A 25,787-nucleotide genomic window follows, 5' to 3' on the forward strand; every position below is an offset into this window, starting at 1 on the left:
GCAAAAAAAGAGGACGATTAACGTCCTCTTTTTTTATCTATTGATTTAGTGATCGATATTGGCTTCTAAGAACCATAAATATTGATCCAGATCTTCTAATGCAGCATGGATAATATCTTCAGAAATTGGGTCTTGAATTTCATCAATAGTATCACGCAGATGGTTGGCGACTACACCATAACGATCTGCCAACTCTTTAAGATGGTCTTGTACTGCATGAATGGCAACAGGGTATGGCTTGAGATGTGATGTTTCTGCAACCGTTTGCGTTGTTCCTAATGCGGTTCCACCGATCTGTACCGCACGCTCTGCGACATTGTCCAAATGGGTGATTAATGAAGTACGGAACATATCTAACATTTCATGTACGGCAATGAAGTTGCTACCCCGCATGTTCCAATGCGCCTGCTTGGTCAATAAGGAAAGATCAATCAGGTTGGCAAGGATTTGATTTAAGATTTTTACCGTGGACTCTTTAATTGAGTCGTCTAAATTATTACGTGTATATACTTTTAAAGCTTTCGCTGTTGAAGAATTCATAGTTACCTCATTCAATTATAATGTGATGAAACATAGTGAATAAAAACCATTCATTTCATGACTAGCTTATCGCTTGAATCGAGGCTTGAGTGTTTTCGTTTTCTAGGCTTTTGTAAGTTTGCTTATCATCAATTCTGTTTTTGATTTTATTGGTTTTGATTCAGATGGAATGATGCTTCCATCTGTTAGACTTCTTTTAGAATTGTAAAAATGGCTTAAATCAGTCCTGCATCCTTACATTCCAGTTTGATATAAGCATAGAAAATAGGCGCAACAATCAGACCGCTGAGTCCAAAGATTGATTCAAAAATGAGCATCGCCAATAACACTTCCCAAGCACTGGCATTAATTTTGGTGCCAATGATTTTGGCATTGACGAAGTATTCCAGCTTATGAATGATCACCAGATATGCCAATGCGATGGCTGCCACAGACAGGGAAATGGTCAAGCCAGCCATAATGATCAAAGTATTTGAAATCAGATTACCAATAATCGGTAGTAGACCAAAAATAAAGGTCAGAATGGTCAGGGTTTTGGCAAAAGGTAAATGGATATTGAAGATCGGTAGAACGATAAAGACAAAGATCATAAATAATGCGGTATTGATCAGGGAAATTTTCACTTGAGCAAAGACCACATTTTTAAACGAAACGGAAAGCTTTTGAATGCGATGCAGCACAGCCGCTTTAAACGCAGGTTGTGGCGCATGTTGTTTGAAATTCTGGATCGATACCAAAATCCCGACAATTAGACCAATCACCATTGTCGCTAGGTTATGCAGAATATCGGTGCCTGTATTTTTGACGATCGAAATATTATTTTTGATAAAAGACAAAATCTGGTTTTTGATATCCGCCACGCTATGCGGCAAATATCCTGGCAGGTAATGACTCATTTCCTCTTGGAATTTAATCAGTGTTTGATCGATCTTAAAGTTAAAGGAATTCAGTCCTGTACCTTTTAAATCATAGATCACAAAGCTAATCAGACTGGTAATAAAAAAGCCAATCAGGAACGTGGTTAGAATACCCAGAATAATACTAATAAAGATACGTGCGCGTTGACCATCAATATGTTTTTCAACAATCGAACTTAAACTGTTAATAATTTCAAAGACCAGAAAACCTGCAAAAAAACTCGGAAGTAAATGCAGGGGAATGACCATCATTAAAAACAAAGCCATTAAGATAAAACTGGCGATGATGCTTTGACGGTCACTGAGTAGATTCATGATCTAGATGCCTAGTTTAAGTTGTTGTTATGTTAAAGAACAAACATATGATTTTGATGACATCTATCCTATTGCGCTGCGAACAATTAATCAATTTCCATTTCATTGATATGGCGCGCGCCTTCTAAAATCATACGAATCATCACCATGGTTTGTTCTGCCACTTCAGTGCGTTGCTCTGTAGGTAAATCCAGCACTTTTGCACCCATATTGAACACCAATTGGGTGATGGCTTTGGCAGCAAGATCAGCATGACTGAGCTTACTGTTATTCAAACGTTCTAAACGAATCAGGTCTTCTTGAAGCTCTTGCTGAAAGAAGTTGAGTTGACGGTCAACCGCTGCTTTATATGAGGTTGAACCCGTATAACCTTCGCGTAATAACAAACTTAGGTTACCCTCATCGGTATTCAATTGTTGAATAAACACTTCAACCGAACTGCGGATAATGCTTTGCTGCTTTGAAGCCTGTAAACGTGCTTCACGAATAATCCGGCGCAGTACCAAACCCGATTGATCAATCAAGGCAATCGCCAGTTCATCAATGTCTTTAAAGTGGCGATAGAAGCTATTTGGAGCAATACCTGCTTCACGCGCAATTTCACGCAAGCTGAGTGAAGCGATACTTTTTTGTGGGCCGATCAGATTGAGTGTGGCTTGAAACAACTCTTCTTTGGTAATGGTTGCTTTTCTACCTACTGAGCGCACAGGAGATTTCATAGGAATGACATCTTGTTCGTTTAAGTTGTCATGGCTGAGTGGTAAAAAAGAAGAATGAACCATTGTTTTCAATATATAAGTAAGCTACTCGGGATTATAGCGATTGTCTGTGGACTTGTGAAATGTAAATTATTATACGAGTATATATACAAATATATATACATATGTATAATAATTAGCAAACAACCAGAGTAAACCTGCTCATGCAAGCAATTGAAAAGAGAAATTCTCTATTTAATTCGTTGGCTCACAGTGTGATGAACAGCCATGACGCCAATTTTTGGTTACAGAAAATCAATCCATTGTGGTCGATTAATCAGTCTCTTGCCAAAATTGTAAAAAAACAAATCGTAGCAAAAGACACAGTCAGCCTTATTCTGCAATGCAACCGACATGTCGCTCGTGGTGTTGCAGGGCAGCATCATCCTGTGACGGTTGATATTGCAGGTCGTCACTATGAGCGTACTTATAGTTTGATGCAGGTGGATGCCGATCATCTCTGTTTAACCGTGAAAAAAGTGGATCAAGGTTTAGTCAGTTCTTGGTTGGTTGAGGGCAGTCAAACTGGGGATATCTTACGTTTGGGACAGCCTTATGGTGAGATGCAGCAGACCGTTGCAACACCGCATTTAGTATTGCTGGCAGCGGGGAGTGGTATCACCCCGATGCTGAGTTTGATTGAAGCGTTATGTCAGTCAAAACAATTGAATACAACATCCGTCCAATTGATGTATTGGGTCAAAACCCATGCCGATGCAGCTTATGCAGAATATCTGAAAGAAGTATCTGAAAATTTTTCAAATTTTAGTGCCCAAATTTTTTATACCCAAGAACAAGATCAACGTTTAAATCAAAGCCATGCTGATCAAATCCGTGATTTAGCTGAAACCACGGTCTATGCCTGTGGACCATCGGGTTTTGCGGCAACAGCAGAAAGTCTGTTCCAAGATGCCGCTACATTGCAAACCGAAGCTTTTAGCTTGAGCCAATTTGATGTGGATGCAGCGGATACAGGCTTTGTGAATGTCACGTTGACCCAATCCAATAAGACCATCGCCATTCCTAAAGGCCAATCGATTCTGTCTAGCTTAGAACATCAAGGCATCAAGCCAAATCATGGTTGCCGTATGGGGATTTGTAATAAATGTGCCTGTAATAAAGCACAAGGCGCAACCAAAAACTTATTGAATGGTGCTGCCAATAATGAACCAACACAGCTATTAAAAATTTGTGTCAATTCAGCCCAGTCTGATCTTGTGATTGATCTATAAGAGAGTAATTGATTATGAACATGCCTGTTAAGATGGAATTTTTTAAAAATCCAAAAAATCGTGATTTAACTGCTGCAGAATTAGATGCTTTTGCTCGTGAACTCGATCAAATCAAACAAGAAGTATTAGACGATTTAGGCGAGAAAGATGCCAAATATATCCGCCGTGTCTATTCCACCATTCGATATAGCAGTTTGGCTGGACGTGCATGTTTATTTCTAGGCTGGTTTCCTCCAGCATGGTTACTTGGAACAGGCTTACTCGGTTTCGCCAAAATCATGGAAAATATGGAGTTGGGTCACAATGTCATGCACGGTCAGTATGACTGGATGAATGATCCTAAATTTAATGGTCAAACCTATGAATGGGATACGGTGGGGACTTCAGATAACTGGCGTCAAACCCATAACTATAAACATCATACCTATACCAATGTAAAAGGCATGGATGACGATGTCGGTTATGGCGTTTTCCGTTTGTTCCCTGAACAACGCTGGTCGAAGTTCACTTTAATTCAGCCAATCTATATCGTGCCATTTAGTCTGTTATTCCAATGGGGGGTCGCAGTTCAAAATCTTGAATTGGGTAAGGTGCTGTATAAGCGGAAAACCATGGCACAATTCAAACGCGAATGGCAGCCTGCGCAAAAGAAAATCCTCAAGCAAATGTTTAAGGACTATGTGTTCTTTCCATTGATTGCAGGTCCTGCAGCGATTCCCGTATTTACTGGTAACTTGGTGGCGAATGGGATTCGCAATGTCTGGACCTTCAGCATTATTTTCTGTGGTCACTTTACCAAAGATGTTGAAGTATTCCCGAAAGCCGTATTGCAAGATGAAAGCCGTGGTCATTGGTATATGCGCCAGATTCGTGGTTCATCCAATCTGACTGGTTCAGAAGCTTTTCATATTCTAACGGGACATTTGAGTCATCAAATTGAGCATCATTTATTCCCTGATATTCCTGCACGTCGCTATCGTCAAGTTGCACCGAAAGTACAGGCGGTTTGTGAGAAATATGGCCTGCATTATAACAATGCCAGCTTTGTGAAGCAGTTTGGTGAAGTGGTAGGACGTATTTTTAAATATGCACTGCCTTTTAAAAAGTAAGCGATAACGCCTAGAAAAGCCCTGAATGCATATGCTTCAGGGCTTTTTTATTTTATTTCTTCTTTTTGGAAATCCACATGGTAATGGTGGCATGGAAAACTTTTTCATTATGTTGATCGAGTACATCAACATTCACCAGATATTCACCTGCTTTGTCCCAATCGTAATGCTCATCAACAGGGCTAGCAATCGCAATCAGATCAGTTTCAGCCTTCTTTAAATATTCAACCGTCATGCCTTTGGGAATCCAGCGATGGGTTGTGGGTACCGTCACTTCAGTCATGGTTCCACCTGCAAGTTCTGCCATGTTACACATCGCTATCGCATGTACCGTACCAATATGATTCAACACGCTCCGTTTTTTCTTGATACTAATTTTGCAGGTATTAGGTTTAAGTTCTTCAAACAGCGGGGAAATACTACTGAAATACGGCGCTTTAACACACAGCATTCGAGTAAATGTCCATTTACCTGTAGGTAAGGCTGATACTTTATTCCATAAATCTAAGGTGTTTGCCATTTTAAATGTCCTGATACAGAATTAAATTCTTTTGCAGAATATAATTCTGTTTACAAGCTGTGGTCAAGTCATACACAATAGTTCCGATTATTGGTCATTTTGATGAAAGCATGCAGGCAGCTCAGCAATTATTAGAACGTTTATATCCACAACGTAGATCCTTATTAAAACGCCAGATTTTATCGGATGCCTTGTCCTGTTTTCTTGAATATGGTCTGGAAACGACTAGCATTGACATGATCCGAGCAAAGTCAGAGAGCAGTGTCGGTGCGATTTATCATCATTTTAAAAACAAAGAAGGTGTGATTGCAGCACTGGTGTTTGCCGCATTGGACGATCAGGCGCAGCTACGCGATCAGTATTTACAACAAGCAAAAACACTCAAAGAATTGCTCTATGCACTGATTTATAGTTATACCGACTGGGTTTCTGATCAGCCCAAGTTCGCGCAATTTCTTTTGCTCGCTCATCTGAGTGTGCGACAGGGTGAATATCGACAAGTCTTAAATGACAAAAATAAACTCAGAAATCAACACATCATCGCGCATATTTCCAACTATGCCGATGCCAGTGTATTAAAATCAGTGCCAGCAGAGTTGATGATGTCTTTGGTGATCGGTGCCAGTGAAAGTTATTGCCGTGCTTGGTTGTCTGAAAAAGTGTTGACCAGTCCGACGGCTTATCGGGAAATACTGGCACAAGCGGCTTGGGATTCATTACAACATTTGAGCTAAGCTTAATCAGATAACAACAATCAGGATCATTATTGATGAGAGCAAACCAGCAGAAGATACAATTTACAGGGGCTTGTTTGTGTGGGGCAATCAGCTTTCAGTTCCATCTGACAAAAATCAAAATGATGTATCGTTGTTATTGCAGCCTATGCCGCAAGCAGAGTGGAGCTGCATCGAATGCCTCCACCTTTGTGCAGACGGAATCATTTCAATGGCAGCAAGGCGAGCAGTTGATTCAGACTTATATTAAAGATACCGGTTTTAATAGTAGTTTCTGTCGGCAATGTGGATCACCTGTCCCCAATGCACTAACGATCAACCCAAAGGTGATGTGGATTCCTTTGGGACTGGTTCAGGAGGATTTTATTGCAGAGCTTGAGTTAAATTTTTGTGCGAACTCCAAAACCAGTTGGGCTGAGACGCATCAAAAACTTACGGAATTTGATGAGTTACCTAATAGCATTGAGTTGACACATTATTTTGAAATCAATCAATAAAAAGCCGAATGTGAACATTCGGCTTTAGAGTGTTAGAAATCAAACGAGGTCTGTAAATAGTAGGTACGAGAAGGGCCTGCGTAGATGCCACCCACCTGATCTGCGGAACGGGTGTAATAGTCATGATTGAATAGGTTTTTCACACCTAAGCCAACTTTTAAGCCTGACAGGGAGGTATCGGCAAAGTCATAAGCGGCGCGAACACCAACAATACCGTAACCCGGAATATTGCCATAACGACCCGTACCATCATTGTTATTTCCAGAGGCAGTTTGACGCGACTGTGCATAGAGATTGGTGTTGAAGGTCCATTGATCACGTTTGTAGTCCACACCCGCATTACCAACCCAGTTTGAATAGAAATCCAGTTCATTGCCTGAGTCTTGGCCTGCCGATGCTGTTGCTTTGGTATAGGTGGTATTGGCATACATCGAGACATTGGCTAGGTCATCATTAATTGCACCTAGATTATATTTAAAGCCGAGTTCAGCACCCTTATGCTTGGTCGCCCCCAGATTTGAATAGGTTTGTGTGGCATCATCACGCTTGAACTGATCGGCGAAATCAATATAGAACAGGGTAAATTCAAGCGATAAATAATCGTCCAGATAATGTGTGCCGATTTCATAATTATCTGCTTTTTCAGGATTCAAGCCATCCATGGTCAAATAAGCACCTCTGGCATTGGTATTGGCCATTTGACTATATTGCAGTGGAGCAAATGATTTACCGTAGTTGGCAAAAATATTCCATTGCTCATTGGCTTTGTACATCACCGCAAAGCTTGGCAGTACAGCATCATAGGATTTGCTAGCATTCACGCCATTCAGAACTGAATAATCACGGTTTAACTTATACATGTTTTCATTGGTTTTAATTCGCTCGAAACGAATCCCAGGCGTGAAGGACCATGCGCCTAAATCGGTACGGTTATCGACATAGACGGCATGCGCTTCGGTGTCGCCATCCGCTTTGGTCCAGCCATAAAAATCACTTGGGCCTGTATCACGGTTATAATTGGCGCGATCAACGGATTCACTGCTCGTTTCCTTTAAATAACGATAACCGACAGACACTTCATTCAGCGTATCGCCGAGCTGAAACGCATGTGAATAACGTGGTTCAATGGCAGTCACTTTATAATCACGTGGGGCAATCTGATAAAGACTGGAACCGCTGCGCTCTACACCTGCATCACGATAACTATCCAGATGGTAGGCCAAAACTTCAAAGGCATTGTTGTCTTTTTTATAATTATATTTCAGGGACACGTCATTACGATTGCCTTCCATATAGTCATAGTTGCGTAACGATTGATATGGGTTTTGCGCATACTGCGCAGGGGTTAAACCACCAGGCATATCCACCTTGGCTTCATAACGATGTAGATTCGCTTCAATGCTTGAATAATCATCTAGGGCATAGCTTGCTTTCAAACGCAGATCATTGATGTTTGAATAATCATTTTGATCACGATAACCATCGCCATTCACCCCAGAATAGAGCAAAGCCAGACCTAGGCCATTGTCTAAAGTAGTCCCAACAAACAGGTTTGGGTTGACTTTTAAATTACCATTTTCCGCCACTTCCGTGGTCATCCCAACACTGGCTGCAAAATTCTCTGGAATGCTGCGCGTATTAAAATTGATAATGCCACCGACGTTTTGTGGCCCAAAGCGGACGGAGCCAGCACCACGAACCACATCAATCGATTCCATATTGCCCAAGGTGGTTGGGGCCAATGAAAGCTGAGGCTGTCCATAGGGCGCTACCGCTAAAGGGACGCCATCGATCATCAGTTGCGAACGGGGTGAAAATCTTGAGGTTAGGCCTCGAACACCAATACTTAAGGAAGCATCACTGCCTGACGTACCTGAATTTTCAGAGGCTTGTACACCAGGAACAGTACGTAGTGCTTCTTTGACTGAGGTAATACCTCGAGCTTCTAAGCTTTGTTGATCGACCACGGTACGAGCACCGGGGTGGTTGAGCACTTTTTTGGCATTGGCTTGCTCTAACCAGTTGCCTTCAGCTTGGATGGAAATGGTTGCCAACGTTTGAGTGGTATTGCTTTGGCTATCATCTGCAAATGTTGTTGTCGCAACGCAGCTGATCAGTGCTGTGATGGCACAGCTTAGGGCAGAAGGCTTAAATTTGGAGAAATCAAGAGGAGCAGAAATCGAGCATGTCATAAGTGGATTGCCGAACGAAATGAGGTAGAGGAGTTATTTTGCGCTGTTATTCTAATTGATTATAATTCTCATTTATAGGTATTGTTTAGCAAAACTAATTAAAGTTTCACATAAAATATATAATTTTTTTTGTTAAGGGGTGAAATGTTGTCAGATAAACTGAATCAAAGTTTTGATTTCATTTAGATTGTAGCTTATGGGTGATATTCACTGTGAAAGAGATAAAACGCCGAACTTAAACGTTCGGCGTTTTATATTTAAAAATCATAGGATGTTTGTCAGCGCTATTATTTAAATTGGATTGAACCATTGGCACTGACCGTGATTTTTGATTCACCTGCTGCCATATCCTGAGCAGGGGCTGCTTCAGCCATGGCAAACTTAGCCATGCCACCGCGCATCATCGGTTGCGGAAAGTAGTTGCTGGTATTCAGGTTTAAACTCACTAGGTTGTATTGGCCTTTATTCCATGCTTGGGTGATGGCTTGCGCACGTTGCTGGAAGTTCTTCGATGCTTCAATCATCAGCTCATTTTCAACTTTTTTACGCTGTTCATCCGACACGGTAAAGTTAATCGATTGGGTCTGGAAGCTCTGTTGCAATTCGCTGATCAACTGGCTTGCGGTTTTAAAGTCTTTACTTTCCAGTTGGATTTCCGCGCGGGCACGCCATTCTTTCAACTTATTGCTGTCATTGTCATACACAGGATAGGTACTTTGTGCGCCTGTTTCGACTTTGACCTGTGAATATTTACGCGCAATCGCTTGTGCTTGATTCATCAGTTGGTTGATTTGATTTGAGAGTTCTGCAGGTTGTTTATTGCTTTTCTCGACATAAAGCACGGCACGCATTTCATCATTGGCAACCTGACGTGATGCATCCGCTTGGATATTCACAATGTTGTAGTTCAAGTTCTCAGTCTCGTGAGCAAAAAGGCTTGGGCTCAATGCAGCCCCGATCATTAATGTAGCAAGTGCTAAAGTACGCATAAAAATGTCCTTAGAATTTGATATCGAAAATTTATTTTTACCAGTTCGATATTAAAAAGAACTGATGTCGAACTTCTGCATATTTTGTGGTGACTTTGTAAGAGATTAGCAGTGTTTTGCAACAGGAAAATAAAACAAAAAATATTTAAAATCAGCTTATTAAGTGGAGTAATTTGACCATTTATCTAAAAATGCAGGCGGGATTAAAAAAAGCTTACTTTCTTTAGCTTGTCACATAGTATGATGATAATCCATCATAGTTATTGGAATGAAATATTTTTTCAATAATTTAGATGCATGTAAGACACAAAAAGTGTTTATTTTATTTCAAAATTAGGTATCATCTCGCTCCTAGTTGAAAGATATAAACAAGTGTCTGCACTAGATTCTAAAAAGCACCGAGTCAAACGACCGCAAGTCACCAGACTTATTTCTTTTACCCATATCAGAGATGGTAATTCGATATGAGCGTTACTTCCGTAAATCCTGCCGCTAATGCAACTAACGAATATTATCTGACTCGCCAAAGTCAGATGGAATCGAATGTTCGTAGTTATCCACGTAAATTACCGTTAGCGATAGCAAAAGCACAAGGCTGTTGGGTTACTGATGTTGAAGGTACAGAGTACCTTGATTGTTTAGCTGGGGCAGGAACATTGGCTTTGGGCCATAATCATCCTGCGGTGATTCAAAGTATTCAAGACACATTGGCAAGCGGTTTGCCATTGCATACTTTAGACTTAACGACTCCTTTAAAAGATGCGTTTACTGAAGCGCTTTTGGCTTATTTGCCAGGCGGTCAAGAAGAATATTGCCTACAATTCTGTGGTCCATCTGGTGCAGATGGTACAGAAGCAGCGATTAAATTAGCGAAAACTTATACGGGTCGTAGCACAGTGATTAGTTTCTCTGGTGGCTACCATGGTATGACGCACGGCGCGCTTGCAATGACAGGTAACCTGTCAGCGAAGAATGCGGTGAATGGCTTAATGCCAGGCGTGCAATTTATGCCATACCCACATGAATATCGTTGCCCACTTGGTTTAGGTGGGGAAGCAGGTGTTGACGCTTTAACTTACTTCTTTGAAAACTTCATTGAAGATGTTGAAAGTGGTGTAACCAAGCCTGCAGCTGTGATCCTTGAAGCGATTCAAGGTGAAGGTGGTGTTGTTACTGCACCAGTAAAATGGTTGCAAAAAATCCGTGAAGTGACTGAAAAGCACAACATCGTTTTAATCTTGGACGAAGTTCAAGCTGGTTTTGCACGTTCAGGTAAAATGTTTGCCTTTGAACATGCTGGAATCGAGCCTGATGTTGTGGTGATGTCTAAAGCGGTAGGTGGTAGCTTACCACTTGCAGTATTGGGTATTAAACGTAAGTTTGATGCTTGGCAGCCTGCGGGTCACACGGGTACTTTCCGTGGTAACCAACTTGCGATGGGTACAGGTTTAGCATCACTTCAAGTGATCAAAGAACAAAACCTTGCTCAAAATGCGCAAGAGCGTGGTGATTTCTTACAAGCAGAGTTCAAGAAACTTGCTCAAGAATTCCCATGTATTGGTAACGTACGTGGTCGTGGTTTGATGATCGGTGTTGAGATCGTTGACGAGCGTAAACCTGCGGATCATATGGGTTCATTACCTGCTGATGCTCAATTGGCTGCTGCAATTCAGACTGCTTGTTTCAACAATAAATTATTGCTTGAAAAAGGCGGCCGTAACGGTACAGTTATCCGTTTACTTTGCCCGTTGATTATCAATCAAGAAGAGTGCGTAGAGGCGGTTGCTCGCTTCAAGAAAGCTGTTGCTGAAGCATTAAAAGCAGTACGAGGCTAATTCATGGTTGATTTTGCAGAACATCGTAAAGCGTTACTCTGCAATGATGCTCAATCTATTGCTGACTATCAGTCAGCAATGGGCGAGGCGGTAACTGCCGTTTCAGCATGGTTGCAAAATGATAAAATGTACACTGGCGGCAGCATTAAAGATTTGCGTGAAGCGATCTCTTTTGCTCCTTCAAAACAAGGTTTAGGTGTACAGCAATCATTACAACGTATGGTTGAGCTTTTCCTCAACAAAAGCTTAAAAGTACATCACCCACATTCACTTGCACACTTACACTGCCCAACCATGGTGATGAGCCAGATTGCGGAAGTGTTGATCAATGCAACCAACCAATCGATGGACTCATGGGATCAAAGCCCAGCGGGTTCTTTGATGGAAGTTCAACTCATTGATTGGCTTCGCCAAAAAGTGGGCTATGGTGCAGGTCAAGCAGGTGTGTTCACGTCTGGTGGTACACAGTCAAACTTGATGGGTGTATTGCTGGCACGTGACTGGTGCATCTCGAAAAACTGGAAAGACGAAAATGGCAAGCCATGGTCGGTTCAGCGTGATGGTATTCCAGCAGAAGCAATGAAAAACGTAAAAGTCATCTGTTCTGAAAATGCACATTTCTCTGTGCAAAAGAACATGGCCATGATGGGTATGGGCTTCCAGTCTGTTGTCACTGTTCCTGTGAATGAAAATGCACAGATGGATGTTGATGCACTGGAAAAAACCATGGCGCATCTTCAGTCTGAAGGCAAAATCGTGGCCTGCGTTGTTGCAACAGCGGGTACGACAGATGCTGGTGCGATTGATCCACTCAAGAAAATCCGTGAAATTACTACGAAATTTGGTTCATGGATGCATATTGATGCAGCTTGGGGCGGTGCACTGATTCTTTCAAATGACCATCGTTCAATGTTAGATGGAATTGAATTATCAGACTCAATCACGCTTGATTTCCATAAACATTATTTCCAAAGCATTAGCTGTGGTGCTTTCTTGTTGAAAGACGAAGCAAACTATCGCTTTATGCATTATGAAGCAGAATATTTAAACTCTGCTTATGATGAAGAACATGGTGTACCTAACCTTGTGTCTAAATCATTACAAACGACACGTCGTTTTGATGCATTGAAATTATGGATGACGGTTGAAGCATTAGGCGAAGAGCTTTATGGTTCAATGATTGATCATGGTGTGAAATTAACACGTGAAGTTGCAGATTATATTAAAGCAACAGCGGGCCTTGAATTGTTGGTTGAACCACAATTCGCTTCAGTCCTGTTCCGTGTCGTACCAGAAGCTTATCCTGCTGAATTTATCGATAGCTTAAACCAAAACGTGGCAGATGAATTGTTTGCTCGTGGTGAAGCGAATATTGGTGTAACCAAAGTGGGTAATGTTCAATCATTGAAGATGACTACTTTAAGCCCAGTTGCAACGCTTGAAAACGTTCAAAACTTGCTTGCACTTGTGTTGGCAGAAGCTGATCGTATTAAAGATGCAATTGCTGCAGGAACTTATGTTCCAGCGATTGATTAATTTCAATCTGGCACATCCATCAAAATAAAAAAGAGGTCTGAACAGACCTCTTTTTTATTGCGTCTTGGAACTGAATCTATAAATCAGCTAGGCCGCAAAAATAGCATTGAATCCCATTTTTTTTAAAAGTCGACGATACATACTTGAGCTACGGTCTGCTGGAAAATGCGCTTCCATCGATAAATCCAGTGGTAAGTATTCAGGTTTCTGTGTTTCGACAATCAGCCGATCTTCTTCAAAAATCTGTAAATTGAATGCATAGGCATCCTCAACAGGTAAATCTTTATCATAATTACGGCAGATTGGTGCAAACAGGCGAGTTTGTCGCGCGCTTACAGGAGAGGCGGCATTCATGATCACCTGTTTGCTTTGATTGGGGAAATGAATGGTCAGTGTTGCAGTAAAAGGCAGGCTGATTTCAAAATGTCTGAGCCAGTTGAAATTGTCTTGCCCGCGTTGCGCTGTGCCAATCGGATAGCGTCCGACACTGCTGATATAATCCGCCTTGAAACCATAACTGGTTTCTGTGGTTATATAGTCTGGCACTTCAACATCATCAGGGTCGCCAAAAGTATCAGGATGTACCCACGCAAAATGGGCGACATCAATAAATCCTTCCAGTTGTCGACCGGCAAAACAATTTAAGTCTACAAAAGGACATACCAGTTGCTGGTAGTCTGGATCATCCCAGTAGGGCATGTCAGGAATAATAGGTTTATCATCTTGGCGAGCTGCTAAGCAACACCAGATCAGTCCATACTTTTCAGTGGCAGCATAGGTTTTCAAATGAAAGCGCTCCGAGATTTTATGCTGCGGATGTGCTGGAATACGGTTGCATTTGCCCGCATGCCCAAAGCGTAATCCGTGATAGCGACAGACAATACCTTGCCCGTCATGACGGCCCAAGCTAAGAGGAACTCCACGATGTGGGCAAACATCTTTTGCAACAATCAGTTCATCTCCCATTTTGTAAATAACCAATGGCATATCCAGCAACATGGCTGCTATTGGCTGCTCTGAAATATCACGGGCGAGCGCAATCGGATACCAGTGCTGAGCAAGTAGCTGCCAATCATGCTCTGAAAAGGTCATGTGTATAGGTAAATCCGTATGCTTAAACGTTGTAATCACTTTGCTGTTCATATTCTTATCTTCTGGTTCATTGGTATTGAATATAGCGAAACCAGCTGTTCTAAGAAATTTCAATTAATTGAATGAAGTGTCGTAACTTTTAGAACACAGAAGTTGAGATGAAATTACATAAAGGTATGTAGTTGGCTTGCTGTTTTATATGCATTCTGTCTAGCATCTCTACGATGGTTTTTTATGATGACAAGGTAGAAAATTGTCACTGTTCTGCACAAACTGTGCATCTTTAATCTAAATCAGAAATAATTATGCATAAACTGTGATGCACAAATTCCATATTGTAGTGAGAGATGCTCAATATTTTGATGGATAGATGTCATCACTTTTGCACTTGGGACCTAGAGCTGAGGTCGGATCAGGCAAAACATCATGATTACAATGAATAGAAGGAACAAGGCATGCAACACTTAAATATGCAAAACCAATTTAAACTGATTATTAACGGTCAATCTTGTCTCGGTGAAGCAGGCGAACTTGAGATTATCAATCCTGCAACAGCTGCTGTTGCAGCAAAATGTGCGCAGGCTTCGATTGCACAGGTGAATCAAGCAATTGAGGCAGCAAAGCAAGCTTTTGGAAGCTGGCAACGCAGTTCTCATGAGGAGCGCAAAAGCATACTCAATAAGATTGCGGATGGAATTGAACAACATGCCGAAACTCTGGCAGAGTTGATTGTAGTTGAGCAAGGCAAACCTTTGGCATTGGCACAAATGGAAGTGCAGGGTGCGATTGGCTGGACACGTTATACTGCAAGTTTAGACATGCCGGTTGATATTATTGAAGACAGTGAACAGAAACGAATTGAACGTCATTATCAGCCCTTAGGTGTGGTGGCTTCGATTACGCCGTGGAACTGGCCGTTGATGATTGCGGTGTGGCATATCATGCCTGCCTTGCGTGCGGGCAATGTGGTGATTAATAAACCATCTGAATTTACCCCTTTGGCGACGTTAAAACTCTGTGAAATTATTCAACAAGAAGTACCTGCGGGTGTGATCTCAATCTTGCTGGGTAAGGGCGACGTCGGTGAGGCATTATCAACTCACTCTGATATCGCCAAGGTGGTTTTTACAGGCTCAACTAAAACTGGCCAACATATTATGTCTGGTGCAGTAAAAACCTTAAAACACCTGACTCTAGAGCTGGGTGGCAATGATGCGGGGATTGTTTTACCTGATGCCGATCTTGATCAAATAGCCAAGCGAATCTTTAACGTGGCATTCTTAAATGCTGGGCAAACCTGTGCTGCTTTAAAACGGTTGTATGTGCACGAAAGCCAATATGACGCGCTAGCACAAAAACTGGCTGATATTGCCAATGCTCAGAATGTTGGAGATGGCATGGCTACAGAGACCACTTTTGGTCCTGTGCAAAATCAACTGCAATATCAAAAAGTAAAAGCCTTAATCGCCGATGCACTTGCGCAAGGCGCCAAGGCGTTGTCAGGTGATCAGATTATACCTGAGCAAGGCTATTTTATTGCGCCAACGATTTTAACTGAACTGGATGAAAGCTGCCGAGTGGTACAAGAGGAACAGTTTGGCCCAGTGTTACCGATTCTAAAATATCGTGATATTGATGATGCAATTGCGCGAGCCAATGCCAGTGAATTTGGATTAGGTGGCTCAATCTGGTCGAGTGATTTGAAAGCCGCACAGTTCTACGCTTCACAACTACAATGCGGCACAGCATGGGTCAATACCCATGCAGAGATTGTTCCACATGCGCCGTTTGGTGGCTGGAAAATGTCGGGTGTGGGTGCTGAGTTTGGCATGGAAGGTTTGCTGGAAAATACAGTAGGACAAACTGTGCATATCAATAAAATTTAAACCTTCATATTTTTAAGGCGGATCTAATATCCGCCTTTTTGTTTTTATGCATGAGGCTGCTTAAAATGGGGTTTAAGTGGCTGGATGGTAGCTGTGGCCCTTGGATTTGCTGAGAAAGTGATTCTGTTCTTTGATTTTTTTTAACACAATGTAAGATTTTATATGGCCAATAAAACCATAAGACAGTAGTCGCTCTGATCACGAATTGGGACAGCTGTTCCAGATTTTCTGCGACGACTTTTAAAATAAAATCAGCATCGCCGCTAATTGAAAAAGCATCTTGAATATTATCCTCAGCTTCAATTAAGTCCTGAAAAGCCTGTTGTGACTTGGCCTCGTGAATGCGTAAGTTAATATGGATCATCGCGGTAACCTCCAAGCCTAAAGCCTGTTGGTGGATGCGGGCGGCATAACCCAAGATCACGCCTTTTTGCTCCAGTAATTGTCGTCTTCTGGAACATTGTGAAGCCGATAAACCGATTAAATCTCCAACTTCCTGATTGGTGAGCCGTCCATTCTTTTGTAGGGCCTGAATGATTTGCCAGTCGAACTTATCCATTGCATAAAATCCTTTTATGATACACAAATATTGTATTTTTATTAAAATGCGTTTTTATTATGCACGAAATTTAACAGGTAGATGAAATATTATTTTTCTATGGAATAAAAAATTGACTTGAAAGGATGTAGAGCAATGTTCATAGAAATCGGTGATTTTTTAAATCTTCGTCTAAAACAAATGGGTATCCAACATCTGTTTGGTGTACCTGGTGATTTTAACCTTTCTTATCTCGAACAAGTTGAGGCAGATGCCCAACTCGAATTTATTGGTAATTGTAATGAATTAAATGCGGCTTATGCTGCTGACGGTTATGCACGCATCAACGGTTTTGCTGCTTTGACAACGACCTATGGGGTCGGTGACTTAAGTGCGATTAATGGTATTGCAGGTGCTTATGCTGAGAATGTGCCAGTGGTGCATATTTCAGGGATTCCGCCTTTACATGTGGTTCAGAAAGGCACTCTGGTTCATCACACGCTGGTGGATGGTAACTACGACAACATCATGAACTGCATGAAAGAGTTCACGGTTGCACAGACCCGTCTAACCCCAGCCAATGCCGCCTCTGAAATTGACCGTGTGTTACGTCAATGTTTCCTTGAACGTCGACCTGTACATATCCAGTTGGCATCGGATATTACTCACGTCAAAATTGAAGTGACAGATCGTTCACTCGATTTATCTTACCCGAGGGTTGAGCCTGAGCTGTTACAAAGCGCAGTCACTAAACTGTGTGAGGTGATTGCGCAAGCCAAGCGACCAGCGTTGCTGATTGATAATGAAGCCTCTGTATTTGGGATTACCTCACTACTGGATGATTTATCCAAAAAATGCTCGATTCCTTTTGCAAGTATGTTGACCGCTAAAAATATTATGGATGAGGGTTCACCGCGTTATGTGGGAACCTATGTTGGTGGCGCAAGCCAAGCGCATGTGCTTCAGACCATTGAGCAGTCTGATTGCTTGATGGGCATCGGGGTGCGTTTTACTGATGTCGGAACTGGGGTGTTTACCCATCAAATTGCCACTGAAAATTACATTGAAATCAAACCTTATGCATTAACGATTTTTGGACAGGATTTTCCAGGCATTGAAATTGGGCAATTGTTGGTGGAGCTGAATAAGAAGGTTGCACCACGGAAGTTAAGTCAGCCGATGTTGGATCAGCAAGCACAGCAGATACGTGAGGTGCCTGAACAACAAAAGCTTAGTCAGGATGTTTTGTGGCGTTATATTGCGGGCTTTCTTAAAGATGATGATGTGATTATCGGCGAAGTCGGGACTTCTAACTCAGCCTTGGCGGGGCTTAAGCTACCTGCAACGGCGAAATATATTGCTCAACCATTGTGGGGTTCGATCGGTTATACCTTGCCAGCATTACTCGGTAGTTTGTTGGCTGCACCTGAACGTCGCCAAATCCTGTTTATTGGTGATGGTTCATTCCAGCTCACCGTACAGGAACTTTCAACCATTATCCGTCAAGGCCTGAAGCCGATTATTTTCTTACTCAATAATGGTGGCTATACCATTGAGCGTTTAATCATGGGCGAGAACGCGGCTTATAACGATGTTCAGGACTGGAAATATAGCGAGATTCCAAATGTTTTTAACGGTAGCCAAGATTATAAAAGTTGTGTGGTAGAAACCGCAGGTCAACTTAAACAAACCTTGGATGGTATCGACCAGTTCGATGGTCTGACCTTTATCGAATTAAAACTCCCAGCTATGGATGCACCATCCAGTTTGAAAAAATTTGCGTCAGTGATTGCCCGCTTTGATTATGGTGATCGAGGCTATGAAATCTTAAAACAACGTTCCCAAGCATTACCCAGTAAAAAAGCAATTTCCTTCTGATCAGAAGGTAATTGGAAAATCTTCAACTTTATAAATTGATAAGAGAGCGAATCAGATTCGGAGCTTCATGCTGAGCTTCGAATCATACGCTGTATAAAAAGGTGTACAGGATGTGACACACACATTGGAGATAACATGATGGATGTAAACAATAAACATGAGTTAAAGCAAGGATTGTCCAATCGACATATCCAGCTGATTGCGCTAGGCGGGGCAATTGGGACAGGATTATTTCTGGGTCTTTCGCAAACCATCAAGCTGGCAGGGCCCTCTATTTTATTGGGTTATGCGATTGCTGGTGTGATTGCATTTTTAATTATGCGCCATTTAGGAGAAATGGTGGTTGAAGAACCCGTGAGCGGTTCATTTAGTTATTTTGCCAATAAATACTGGGGCCGCATGGCAGGCTTTATGTCAGGCTGGAATTATTGGGTGCTGTATGTGTTGGTCAGTATGGCTGAACTGAGCGCCATCGGGACCTTTATTCAATTTTGGTGGCCAGATGTACCCACATGGCTGACTGCCTTGGTGTTCTTTGTACTGATTAATGCCATTAATTTGGTCAATGTCAGATTCTTTGGTGAGTCTGAATTTCTGTTCTCCTGCATTAAGATTGTTGCGATTTTAAGTATGATCGGTTTTGGTGCTTATTTATTGCTTTCAGGTTCTGCGGGTCCACAGGCGGGTATTGCCAATTTATGGCAATATGGGGGCTTTTTTCCACATGGCACGCATGGCTTTATTATGGCGCTTGCCGTGATCATGTTTGCTTTTGGTGGGCTTGAACTGATCGGAATTGCCGCAGCAGAAACCAAAAATCCTGAAACCACCATTCCTAAGGCGGTGAATCAGATTGTGTACCGTATTTTGATTTTCTATATCGGCGCAATCGGAATTTTACTCTGTCTTTATCCGTGGAATATGGTGGCGGAAGGGGGCAGCCCTTTTGTATTGATCTTCCAGTCTTTGAATAGTAATGGGGTTGCCAATGTCCTCAATTTTGTGGTGCTGATTGCAGCAGTTTCTGTTTATAACAGTTGTATTTATTGTAATAGCCGTATGTTGCATGGTTTGGCCGAACAGGGCAATGCACCTGCGATATTGAAAAAAGTGAATGCGAGAGGAATTCCAGTACCTGCAGCGATTGTCTCTGCTTCGGTCACGGCGATATGTGTGTTGGTCAACTATTTAATTCCGGGTGAAGCCTTTCAGTTATTCATGATGCTGGTGGTTGCTGCATTGGTGATTAACTGGTTAATGATTTCTGTCACCCATTTGAAATTTAATAAAGCAATGCGCCTGAAACAACATCAAACCAAATTTAAAAGCATCTGGAGCCCATGGAGTAATTATCTCACCATCAGCTTTGTCTGCTTTATTTTGATTATTATGGCGATGACCCCTGATATGCGTTTGGCTGTTATTCATGGACCGATCTGGTTGGCGATTTTAGCGGCGATGTATATCTTTAAATATCGTAAAAAAATGCTGGTTCTGCCCGAAGCGCAGTCCAATCTTTAAATCAAAAAAGGCACAGCAATGTGCCTTTTTTATTGCATCGATGTTGTATTGATCTAGAAGGGTGGAAACTTGTCCTGAACCAGATTGAGTTGAATCCCATGTTCTAAATAGGCTTTCAGACTATCGACAACGGTAGTGAAGCCACCCGTATTATCAATAATAAAGGCAATCAGCTCATCACCTTGTAAGGGGATATTATAATTTTGAATTCTGAGATAGGTTTGATCGTCATTGATCGCTTCAAAGATAAAATCAACCGTACTGCTCAGCTCGCCCCATTGGATCTGAATCAATTCATTGGCAATGATTTTTGTCACCTTTACGGTTGCCGAAACTTGGTATTTTTCCCAAGTCCATTCAACCGTTTTTCCTTGTTCAAGTGGTGCTGTTGCCGAACTAAACCAAAATTTTGAGGTGATTTCTGGATCAATAAATGCTTCAAAAACGCTGTGGGCCGGTTTACGAATCAGCATTTGTGTTTCAATGATGACAGGATTTAGCATTGTATCTGTTCTTTTTGATAGGGAATTGTCATAAAACATATATAAACTGGCTGCTCTGCCCAAGATGCTTTTTGTTAAGCAGAATGCGCGAGTGTTCTTTTTAATTCCATAAAATTCAATATCTAAAAGCTATTTTTGTTGCTGTAACACAATTTTTGGCTGTGAAAATAAAGCAGAAAATATGACTTTATGACCAATAATTTTCTAAAAAATGAGCTTAATAAATGGCTATCACAAAAGCGTCATAAAGTTGTCACTTAATTGTCATATTATCTGCTCAAAATGCAGTTAACCAAAGTACAACACTTAACTTAAAAAGAGTTGTAAACCAAATTGCATAAATGAGAGAAAACAGAATGCGCTTAAATCCACGTCACATCGCAATTGCATTAGCTGTATCTGGGGCAACTGTAGCAACGACTGCAAATGCAGCTCGTGATACGATTCAAATTGCTGGTTCATCTACTGTATTACCGTTTGCAAGTATTGTTGCTGAAGAGTTTGGCAACACATTCCCACAGTTCAAAGCACCAGTTGTTGGTTCAGGTGGTACGGGCGGTGGTTTGAAACAATTCTGTCAAGGTGTAGGTGATAACACCATCGACATCGCAAATGCTTCTCGTCAAATTAAAGACACAGAACTTGATGCATGTAAAAAATCTGGCGTAAACCAAGTACAAGAAATTAAAGTGGGTTACGACGGTATCGTATTTGCATCAAATGTTAAAAAAGCAGCATATAAATTAAAACCAATCCATGTATTCACTGCATTATCTGCACAGCTTCCTTCAAATGGTAAATTAGTTCCAAACCCATATACAACTTGGAACCAAATTGATAAATCATTACCAAATGAGCCGATCACTTTAGTTATTCCTGCATCTAACCACGGTACGCGTGAAGTTTTCCAAGAGAAAATGGTTGATGCCGGTTGTGAAGCATTTGATTACTACAAAGCTTTAAGCAAAGACGATCAAAAGAAAGCATGTTCAACCTTCCGTAAAGATGGTCGTGTGATTGAAATTGCGGGTGACTATACTGAAACTCTAGCTCGCTTGAAAACTTCTCCAAATGCAGTAGGTGTATTTGGTCTAGGTTTCTATGATTCAAACCGTGATAAATTACGTGTAGCGACTGTAAATGGCGTGACTCCATCTGAGAAAACTGTACTAGATGGTAGCTACCTTGTTTCGCGTCCATTGTTCTTCTACGTGAAAGGCGAGCACTTGAAATCAATCAAAGGCTTACCACAATACACAGAATTCTTCTTAAACAAGAAAATTTCTGGTAAAGGTTCTAAATTAGAAAAAGCGGGCTTGATTCCTTTAAGCGACAAAGAGCGTGCAAAAATCCTAGCTGATTTCAAAGCGGGTAAATCAGTTAAGTAATATTGTTAAAAGGGAGGCTGGTGAGACGTTGGATCATCAGCCTTTTTGTCTAGCTAAGTTTTTTCAAATCATGAAAATTGAGAAAACAGTGGAGATTACATGAATCTGCTACTTATCGGTGTGTTATTAGCCCTTGTGGCAATTGCATATCAAATCGGGCTGAGTAAAAGCCGTAACCTAGCAGGTAAGGGAAATAACTCAGCAACACTACATTCTCGTCCAGGATATTATGGGGCGTTGGTTGCTTTGTGGTGTGGTATTCCTGCTTTTTTAATTTTGATTATTTGGAACTTGGTTGAACCAAGTATTTTACAACATATTATTTTCAATAATATTCCTGCATCTGTAAGTTCGACCTTAGATGCGGCAGGCCGTGATGTTTTAACCAGTCGAGTACAAGCAATTGCTTCTGGTTTCGGGGTAACAGATCAGCCAGCGGCATATGAAGTTGCAGCAGCACAACAACTTGCTAAATTTCAGACCATTGGCTCTTTTGCAAAACTTGCAGTAGTGATTAGTGCTGGATTGGCTGGTTTAGTGTGGGCAAAACGTCATGTGAGCCAACAATTCCGTGCACGTAACCAAGTCGAAAAAACTATTAATGTTGCTTTGATTCTGTGTTCAGGTGTCGCAATCTTGACAACAATCGGTATTGTTTTATCGATGTTAAGAGAAGCGTTGCACTTTTTCCATTTTGTCAGTCCAGTTGACTTCTTCTTTGGTACTGAATGGAATCCAGGCTTTAGTACATCAGGAAATGCAGAAGGCAGCTACGGCATCTTACCGCTGATTTGGGGAACCTTAATGGTCAGTGGTATCGCATTATTGGTTGCGGTACCGATTGGCTTGTTGGTTGCGATTTATCTGGCTGAATATGCATCGCCAAGGTTGCGTTCTTGGGCAAAACCTGCAATTGAGGTTTTGGCAGGGATTCCAACCATCGTTTATGGTGTATTTGCCTTAATGGTGATTGGCCCATTCTTTAAAATGGTGGGTGAAAGTGTTGGTATCAATATTAATGCGACCAGTGCCCTAACCGCAGGTTTTGTGATGGGGATTATGATTATCCCATTTGTTTCCTCATTGTCTGATGACATCATTACTCAGGTGCCTCGCGCATTACGTGATGGTTCTTTGGGCCTAGGTGCAACGAAATCAGAAACCATTCGTCAAGTTGTATTGCCTGCTGCTTTACCAGGGATTACAGGTGCATTTTTGCTTGCCGTATCCCGTGCAGTGGGTGAGACCATGATTGTGGTGCTTGCAGCAGGGAACAGTCCATTGTTGCATGCAAATCCATTTGAAGCAGTTTCAACAGTAACCGTCACGATTGTGAAGCAATTAACGGGGGATACTGACTTTGCCAGCCCGCAAGCACTGGTGGCATTTGCCCTTGGTTTAACGCTGTTTGTGATTACTTTGGGTCTAAACATTATTGCACTGTACATCGTGCGTAAATATCGTGAGCAATACGAATGAGTTCATCAAATACATCTCCTCTGGATCCGAACCTATTGGATCCTCAAGTAGCTGCTGAACAACGTGAGCAGCGTAAAAGAAAGATCCAAAGTTCTTTGGCTAAGCGTCATCGTAAGGAAAAAACCTTCCGCTTTGCAGGTATCTCGGCGGTCGTGATCGCGCTGGCATTTGTTGCCTTACTATTTGGTAGCATCTTGGCGAAAGGTTTGCCTTCTTTTTGGCAAAGCAGTATTACAGTTCCTGTTTATTTTGATCCAGCGATCATCAATGTTGGAGCGAAGCCAAAACAAACAGCAGGTGAAACCCCAGCTCACTTTGAAGAGCGCATGGTCGCTTGGCAAACTGAAATGGGTATGGTGGATTGGGATGCCTTGATCGTAAATGGGATTGTTGCTAAAAATAAAGCATTAGAGTCTCAACGTGATTATCTAAGCAGTTTATATACCAGTTCTGAAGCATACCGTTTGCGTGATATGGTGCTTAAAAACCCTGCGCTGATTGGAAGTAAAGAAGAGATTAAATTCTTAGCGGATGCCAATATAGATGTATGGTTAGCAGGTAATATTGATCGTAGTTTGCCAGATGATCAGCAACAACTCGAACCAGAAGTTCGTCAACTTGCAGATCAGTTAAAAGCGGAAGGAATTATTAAAAGTACCTTCAACACCAACTTGTTCTTTAGTCCGGATTCTCGTAGTTCACCTGCAACAAGTGGTTTAGCCGGTGCATTCATGGGTTCATTATTCATGATGATGATCGTGATTGTGATCTCGATTCCAATTGGTGTTGCCAGTGCAATTTATCTTGAAGAGTTTGCACCAAAGAACATGATGACGGACATTATTGAAGTCAACATTAATAACTTGGCTGCGGTTCCTTCAATTGTATTTGGTTTACTGGGTGCAGCTATCTTTATTGGCTGGATGCAATTGCCATTATCAGCACCACTGGTCGGTGGTTTGGTTCTGAGCTTAATGACTTTACCAACCGTGATTATCACCACACGTGCATCGTTAAAAGCAGTGCCGCCTTCGATTCGTCAAGCCGCGTTGGGGCTAGGGGCGTCGAAAGTACAAACCATTTTTCATCATGTATTACCGTTGGCCTTACCGGGCATTATGACAGGTGCGATCATTGGGGTTGCACATGCACTGGGTGAAACTGCGCCATTACTTTTAATCGGAATGAGTGCTTTCGTTGCAAGCGTGCCGACAACACCACTCGATCAAGCGACAGCATTGCCAGTACAAGTTTATTTATGGCAAGGTAATGAATTACGTAACTTCTTCGAAGGACGTACCGCAGCAGCGATTATTGTTTTACTGGCATTAATGATTGGTTTAAACAGCCTTGCTATTTGGCTCCGTAAGAAATTTGAAGTGCGTTGGTAATTGAGGAGAGTACAATGAATACGATTGATATTATGAACGCCGTAGAAAAGGATAAATCAGTGAATCCACAGCAAAAAGAATTTACGTCACCTGAAGCGCAAGTTCAGCAATCAAATACTGCATTTGTCTCTCAGTTTGAAACGGCTTCTTCAAATAAAAAGCCAAAAACGAGCGAAGTGAAAATCAGTACCAAAGATGTTCATGTTTATTATGGTGACTCTGAGGCGATCAAAGGCATCGACCTTGATGTTTACCAGAATGAGGTGATTGCATTTATTGGCCCATCGGGTTGTGGTAAATCAACGTTCTTACGGACTTTAAACCGTATGAATGACACGATTGATAGCTGCCGTGTGACAGGTAAGGTGACTTTGGATGATCAAGATATCTATGATCCAAACCTTGATGTGGTGTTATTGCGTGCGCAAGTAGGCATGGTGTTCCAAAAGCCAAACCCATTCCCAAAATCAATTTTTGACAATGTTGCTTATGGCCCGAAACTACATGGTCTGGCACGTGATAAATATGATTTAGAAGAAATCGTGGAAAACAGTTTACGTAAAGCGGGCTTATGGGATGAAGTCAAAGATCGTTTGAGTCAGCCAGGCACTGGTTTATCAGGTGGTCAGCAACAGCGTTTATGTATTGCACGTACCATTGCGGTGAGTCCAGAAGTGATTTTGATGGATGAACCATGTTCGGCACTCGATCCAATTGCGACCGCAAAAATTGAAGAATTGATCTCAGAATTGTCAGAACAATTCACCATTGCGATCGTCACCCACTCTATGCAACAAGCGGCGCGTGTCTCTGACCGTACAGCTTACTTCCATTTGGGTGACCTGATTGAAGTGAACTCGACTGAAAAAGTGTTTACTCAGCCTGATCATCAATTGACTGAAGCTTATATTACAGGGCGTTTTGGTTAATTTTTTAG

General features: G+C 41.7%; 21 protein-coding genes and 1 pseudogene. 13 read left to right on the plus strand and 9 right to left on the minus strand.

The window, feature by feature from the left end:
- Nucleotides 1-45: 45 nt before the first annotated feature.
- The 3 genes from dps to fabR all read right to left on the minus strand — a co-directional run bounded on the left by dps (nucleotide 46) and on the right by fabR (nucleotide 2,554).
- Nucleotides 46-540, minus strand: coding sequence for a DNA starvation/stationary phase protection protein Dps (gene dps / locus F896_RS14215; protein ID WP_016162933.1), 495 nt, complete (start codon nucleotides 538-540; stop codon nucleotides 46-48).
- Between the two features lie 215 nt (nucleotides 541-755).
- Nucleotides 756-1,772 carry an AI-2E family transporter gene (locus tag F896_RS14210; protein ID WP_005202300.1) on the minus strand — a complete coding sequence of 339 codons (1,017 nt, stop codon included), beginning with the start codon at nucleotides 1,770-1,772 and terminating at the stop codon, nucleotides 756-758.
- Between the two features lie 86 nt (nucleotides 1,773-1,858).
- Complete coding sequence (fabR, locus tag F896_RS14205) at nucleotides 1,859-2,554, minus strand: HTH-type transcriptional repressor FabR (protein ID WP_016162934.1); 696 nt, start codon at nucleotides 2,552-2,554, stop codon at nucleotides 1,859-1,861.
- A gap of 140 nt (nucleotides 2,555-2,694) precedes the next feature.
- Here fabR and F896_RS14200 point away from each other — a divergent pair, with 140 nt between their 5' ends.
- Together F896_RS14200 and F896_RS14195 are read left to right on the plus strand one after the other, a co-directional pair.
- The gene (locus tag F896_RS14200) at nucleotides 2,695-3,762 is read left to right on the plus strand and encodes a ferredoxin reductase (protein WP_016162935.1); all 1,068 of its coding nucleotides are present in this window, start codon (nucleotides 2,695-2,697) and stop codon (nucleotides 3,760-3,762) included.
- A 14-nt stretch (nucleotides 3,763-3,776) separates the two neighbouring features.
- A complete protein-coding gene (locus tag F896_RS14195) occupies nucleotides 3,777-4,871 on the plus strand; it encodes a fatty acid desaturase family protein (protein WP_004801310.1) in 1,095 nt (364 codons plus the stop codon).
- Between the two features lie 52 nt (nucleotides 4,872-4,923).
- Here F896_RS14195 and F896_RS14190 read toward each other — a convergent pair whose 3' ends face one another.
- Entirely contained in the window at nucleotides 4,924-5,391 is a 468-nt protein-coding gene (locus F896_RS14190) for a hotdog fold domain-containing protein (RefSeq protein ID WP_016162936.1), read from the minus strand.
- Nucleotides 5,392-5,501: 110 nt separating this feature from the next.
- On the opposite strand from F896_RS14190, the gene F896_RS14185 reads away from it, so the two are divergent.
- Complete coding sequence (locus F896_RS14185; protein WP_016162937.1) at nucleotides 5,502-6,125, plus strand: TetR/AcrR family transcriptional regulator; 624 nt, start codon at nucleotides 5,502-5,504, stop codon at nucleotides 6,123-6,125.
- 35 nt (nucleotides 6,126-6,160) lie between these two features.
- Nucleotides 6,161-6,622 carry a GFA family protein gene (locus F896_RS14180; RefSeq protein ID WP_016162938.1) on the plus strand — a complete coding sequence of 154 codons (462 nt, stop codon included), beginning with the start codon at nucleotides 6,161-6,163 and terminating at the stop codon, nucleotides 6,620-6,622.
- 32 nt (nucleotides 6,623-6,654) lie between these two features.
- On the opposite strand, the gene F896_RS14175 is transcribed toward F896_RS14180, so the two are convergent.
- Nucleotides 6,655-8,814, minus strand: a complete 2,160-nt coding sequence (locus F896_RS14175; RefSeq protein ID WP_016162939.1) for a TonB-dependent receptor family protein — start codon at nucleotides 8,812-8,814, stop codon at nucleotides 6,655-6,657.
- A gap of 287 nt (nucleotides 8,815-9,101) precedes the next feature.
- Nucleotides 9,102-9,803: an SIMPL domain-containing protein gene (locus F896_RS14170; protein WP_016162940.1), complete on the minus strand. Its 702-nt coding sequence runs from the start codon at nucleotides 9,801-9,803 to the stop codon at nucleotides 9,102-9,104.
- 464 nt (nucleotides 9,804-10,267) lie between these two features.
- Between F896_RS14170 and F896_RS14165 the strand changes: the two genes are divergently transcribed.
- Complete coding sequence (locus F896_RS14165; protein WP_004652118.1) at nucleotides 10,268-11,638, plus strand: diaminobutyrate--2-oxoglutarate transaminase; 1,371 nt, start codon at nucleotides 10,268-10,270, stop codon at nucleotides 11,636-11,638.
- Between the two features lie 3 nt (nucleotides 11,639-11,641).
- Entirely contained in the window at nucleotides 11,642-13,174 is a 1,533-nt protein-coding gene (locus F896_RS14160; RefSeq protein WP_016162941.1) for a pyridoxal phosphate-dependent decarboxylase family protein, read from the plus strand.
- A gap of 87 nt (nucleotides 13,175-13,261) precedes the next feature.
- On the opposite strand, the gene F896_RS14155 is transcribed toward F896_RS14160, so the two are convergent.
- On the minus strand, nucleotides 13,262-14,317 hold the full coding sequence (locus F896_RS14155) for an aromatic ring-hydroxylating oxygenase subunit alpha (RefSeq protein ID WP_016162942.1): 1,056 nt from the start codon (nucleotides 14,315-14,317) through the stop codon (nucleotides 13,262-13,264).
- 404 nt (nucleotides 14,318-14,721) lie between these two features.
- Between F896_RS14155 and F896_RS14150 the strand changes: the two genes are divergently transcribed.
- Entirely contained in the window at nucleotides 14,722-16,152 is a 1,431-nt protein-coding gene (locus F896_RS14150) for an aldehyde dehydrogenase family protein (RefSeq protein ID WP_016162943.1), read from the plus strand.
- A gap of 72 nt (nucleotides 16,153-16,224) precedes the next feature.
- Here F896_RS14150 and F896_RS14145 read toward each other — a convergent pair.
- Nucleotides 16,225-16,711: pseudogene (locus tag F896_RS14145) on the minus strand (Lrp/AsnC family transcriptional regulator).
- A gap of 135 nt (nucleotides 16,712-16,846) precedes the next feature.
- Between F896_RS14145 and F896_RS14140 the strand changes: the two are divergent.
- Nucleotides 16,847-18,568 (plus strand): alpha-keto acid decarboxylase family protein, encoded by a 1,722-nt coding sequence (locus F896_RS14140; RefSeq protein WP_016162945.1) that lies wholly within the window; start codon nucleotides 16,847-16,849, stop codon nucleotides 18,566-18,568.
- Between the two features lie 138 nt (nucleotides 18,569-18,706).
- Nucleotides 18,707-20,089, plus strand: coding sequence for an amino acid permease (locus tag F896_RS14135; RefSeq protein WP_032882054.1), 1,383 nt, complete (start codon nucleotides 18,707-18,709; stop codon nucleotides 20,087-20,089).
- A gap of 53 nt (nucleotides 20,090-20,142) precedes the next feature.
- On the opposite strand, the gene F896_RS14130 is transcribed toward F896_RS14135, so the two are convergent.
- On the minus strand, nucleotides 20,143-20,592 hold the full coding sequence (locus tag F896_RS14130; protein ID WP_016162947.1) for an SRPBCC family protein: 450 nt from the start codon (nucleotides 20,590-20,592) through the stop codon (nucleotides 20,143-20,145).
- A 356-nt stretch (nucleotides 20,593-20,948) separates the two neighbouring features.
- On the opposite strand from F896_RS14130, the gene F896_RS14125 reads away from it, so the two are divergent.
- The 4 genes from F896_RS14125 to pstB all read left to right on the plus strand — a co-directional run bounded on the left by F896_RS14125 (nucleotide 20,949) and on the right by pstB (nucleotide 25,779).
- The gene (locus F896_RS14125) at nucleotides 20,949-21,980 is read left to right on the plus strand and encodes a substrate-binding domain-containing protein (RefSeq protein ID WP_004801282.1); all 1,032 of its coding nucleotides are present in this window, start codon (nucleotides 20,949-20,951) and stop codon (nucleotides 21,978-21,980) included.
- A gap of 99 nt (nucleotides 21,981-22,079) precedes the next feature.
- Nucleotides 22,080-23,459, plus strand: a complete 1,380-nt coding sequence (gene pstC / locus F896_RS14120; RefSeq protein WP_004652128.1) for a phosphate ABC transporter permease subunit PstC — start codon at nucleotides 22,080-22,082, stop codon at nucleotides 23,457-23,459.
- Nucleotides 23,456-24,850 (plus strand): phosphate ABC transporter permease PstA, encoded by a 1,395-nt coding sequence (gene pstA / locus F896_RS14115; RefSeq protein ID WP_004801280.1) that lies wholly within the window; start codon nucleotides 23,456-23,458, stop codon nucleotides 24,848-24,850. The genes pstC and pstA overlap by 4 nt, the downstream gene beginning before the upstream one ends.
- A 14-nt stretch (nucleotides 24,851-24,864) precedes the next feature.
- On the plus strand, nucleotides 24,865-25,779 hold the full coding sequence (pstB, locus tag F896_RS14110) for a phosphate ABC transporter ATP-binding protein PstB (protein ID WP_016162948.1): 915 nt from the start codon (nucleotides 24,865-24,867) through the stop codon (nucleotides 25,777-25,779).
- Nucleotides 25,780-25,787: the final 8 nt, after the last annotated feature.

The sequence above is a fragment of the Acinetobacter genomosp. 15BJ genome (genome assembly GCF_000400715.1).
Classification (GTDB): domain Bacteria; phylum Pseudomonadota; class Gammaproteobacteria; order Pseudomonadales; family Moraxellaceae; genus Acinetobacter.

Coding starts and splice junctions, on each gene's coding strand:
- pstC (WP_004652128.1), top strand. CDS start 22,080: ATGAATCTGCTACTTATCGGTGTGTTATTAGCCCTTGTGGCAATTGCA.
- F896_RS14130 (WP_016162947.1), bottom strand. CDS start 20,592: ATGCTAAATCCTGTCATCATTGAAACACAAATGCTGATTCGTAAACCG.
- F896_RS14125 (WP_004801282.1), top strand. CDS start 20,949: ATGCGCTTAAATCCACGTCACATCGCAATTGCATTAGCTGTATCTGGG.
- F896_RS14195 (WP_004801310.1), top strand. CDS start 3,777: ATGAACATGCCTGTTAAGATGGAATTTTTTAAAAATCCAAAAAATCGT.
- F896_RS14180 (WP_016162938.1), top strand. CDS start 6,161: ATGAGAGCAAACCAGCAGAAGATACAATTTACAGGGGCTTGTTTGTGT.
- F896_RS14155 (WP_016162942.1), bottom strand. CDS start 14,317: ATGAACAGCAAAGTGATTACAACGTTTAAGCATACGGATTTACCTATA.
- F896_RS14175 (WP_016162939.1), bottom strand. CDS start 8,814: ATGACATGCTCGATTTCTGCTCCTCTTGATTTCTCCAAATTTAAGCCT.
- F896_RS14150 (WP_016162943.1), top strand. CDS start 14,722: ATGCAACACTTAAATATGCAAAACCAATTTAAACTGATTATTAACGGT.
- F896_RS14160 (WP_016162941.1), top strand. CDS start 11,642: ATGGTTGATTTTGCAGAACATCGTAAAGCGTTACTCTGCAATGATGCT.
- F896_RS14185 (WP_016162937.1), top strand. CDS start 5,502: ATGCAGGCAGCTCAGCAATTATTAGAACGTTTATATCCACAACGTAGA.
- F896_RS14170 (WP_016162940.1), bottom strand. CDS start 9,803: ATGCGTACTTTAGCACTTGCTACATTAATGATCGGGGCTGCATTGAGC.
- pstB (WP_016162948.1), top strand. CDS start 24,865: ATGAATACGATTGATATTATGAACGCCGTAGAAAAGGATAAATCAGTG.
- F896_RS14140 (WP_016162945.1), top strand. CDS start 16,847: ATGTTCATAGAAATCGGTGATTTTTTAAATCTTCGTCTAAAACAAATG.
- fabR (WP_016162934.1), bottom strand. CDS start 2,554: ATGGTTCATTCTTCTTTTTTACCACTCAGCCATGACAACTTAAACGAA.
- F896_RS14210 (WP_005202300.1), bottom strand. CDS start 1,772: ATGAATCTACTCAGTGACCGTCAAAGCATCATCGCCAGTTTTATCTTA.
- F896_RS14135 (WP_032882054.1), top strand. CDS start 18,707: ATGGATGTAAACAATAAACATGAGTTAAAGCAAGGATTGTCCAATCGA.
- F896_RS14165 (WP_004652118.1), top strand. CDS start 10,268: ATGAGCGTTACTTCCGTAAATCCTGCCGCTAATGCAACTAACGAATAT.
- F896_RS14190 (WP_016162936.1), bottom strand. CDS start 5,391: ATGGCAAACACCTTAGATTTATGGAATAAAGTATCAGCCTTACCTACA.
- dps (WP_016162933.1), bottom strand. CDS start 540: ATGAATTCTTCAACAGCGAAAGCTTTAAAAGTATATACACGTAATAAT.
- pstA (WP_004801280.1), top strand. CDS start 23,456: ATGAGTTCATCAAATACATCTCCTCTGGATCCGAACCTATTGGATCCT.
- F896_RS14200 (WP_016162935.1), top strand. CDS start 2,695: ATGCAAGCAATTGAAAAGAGAAATTCTCTATTTAATTCGTTGGCTCAC.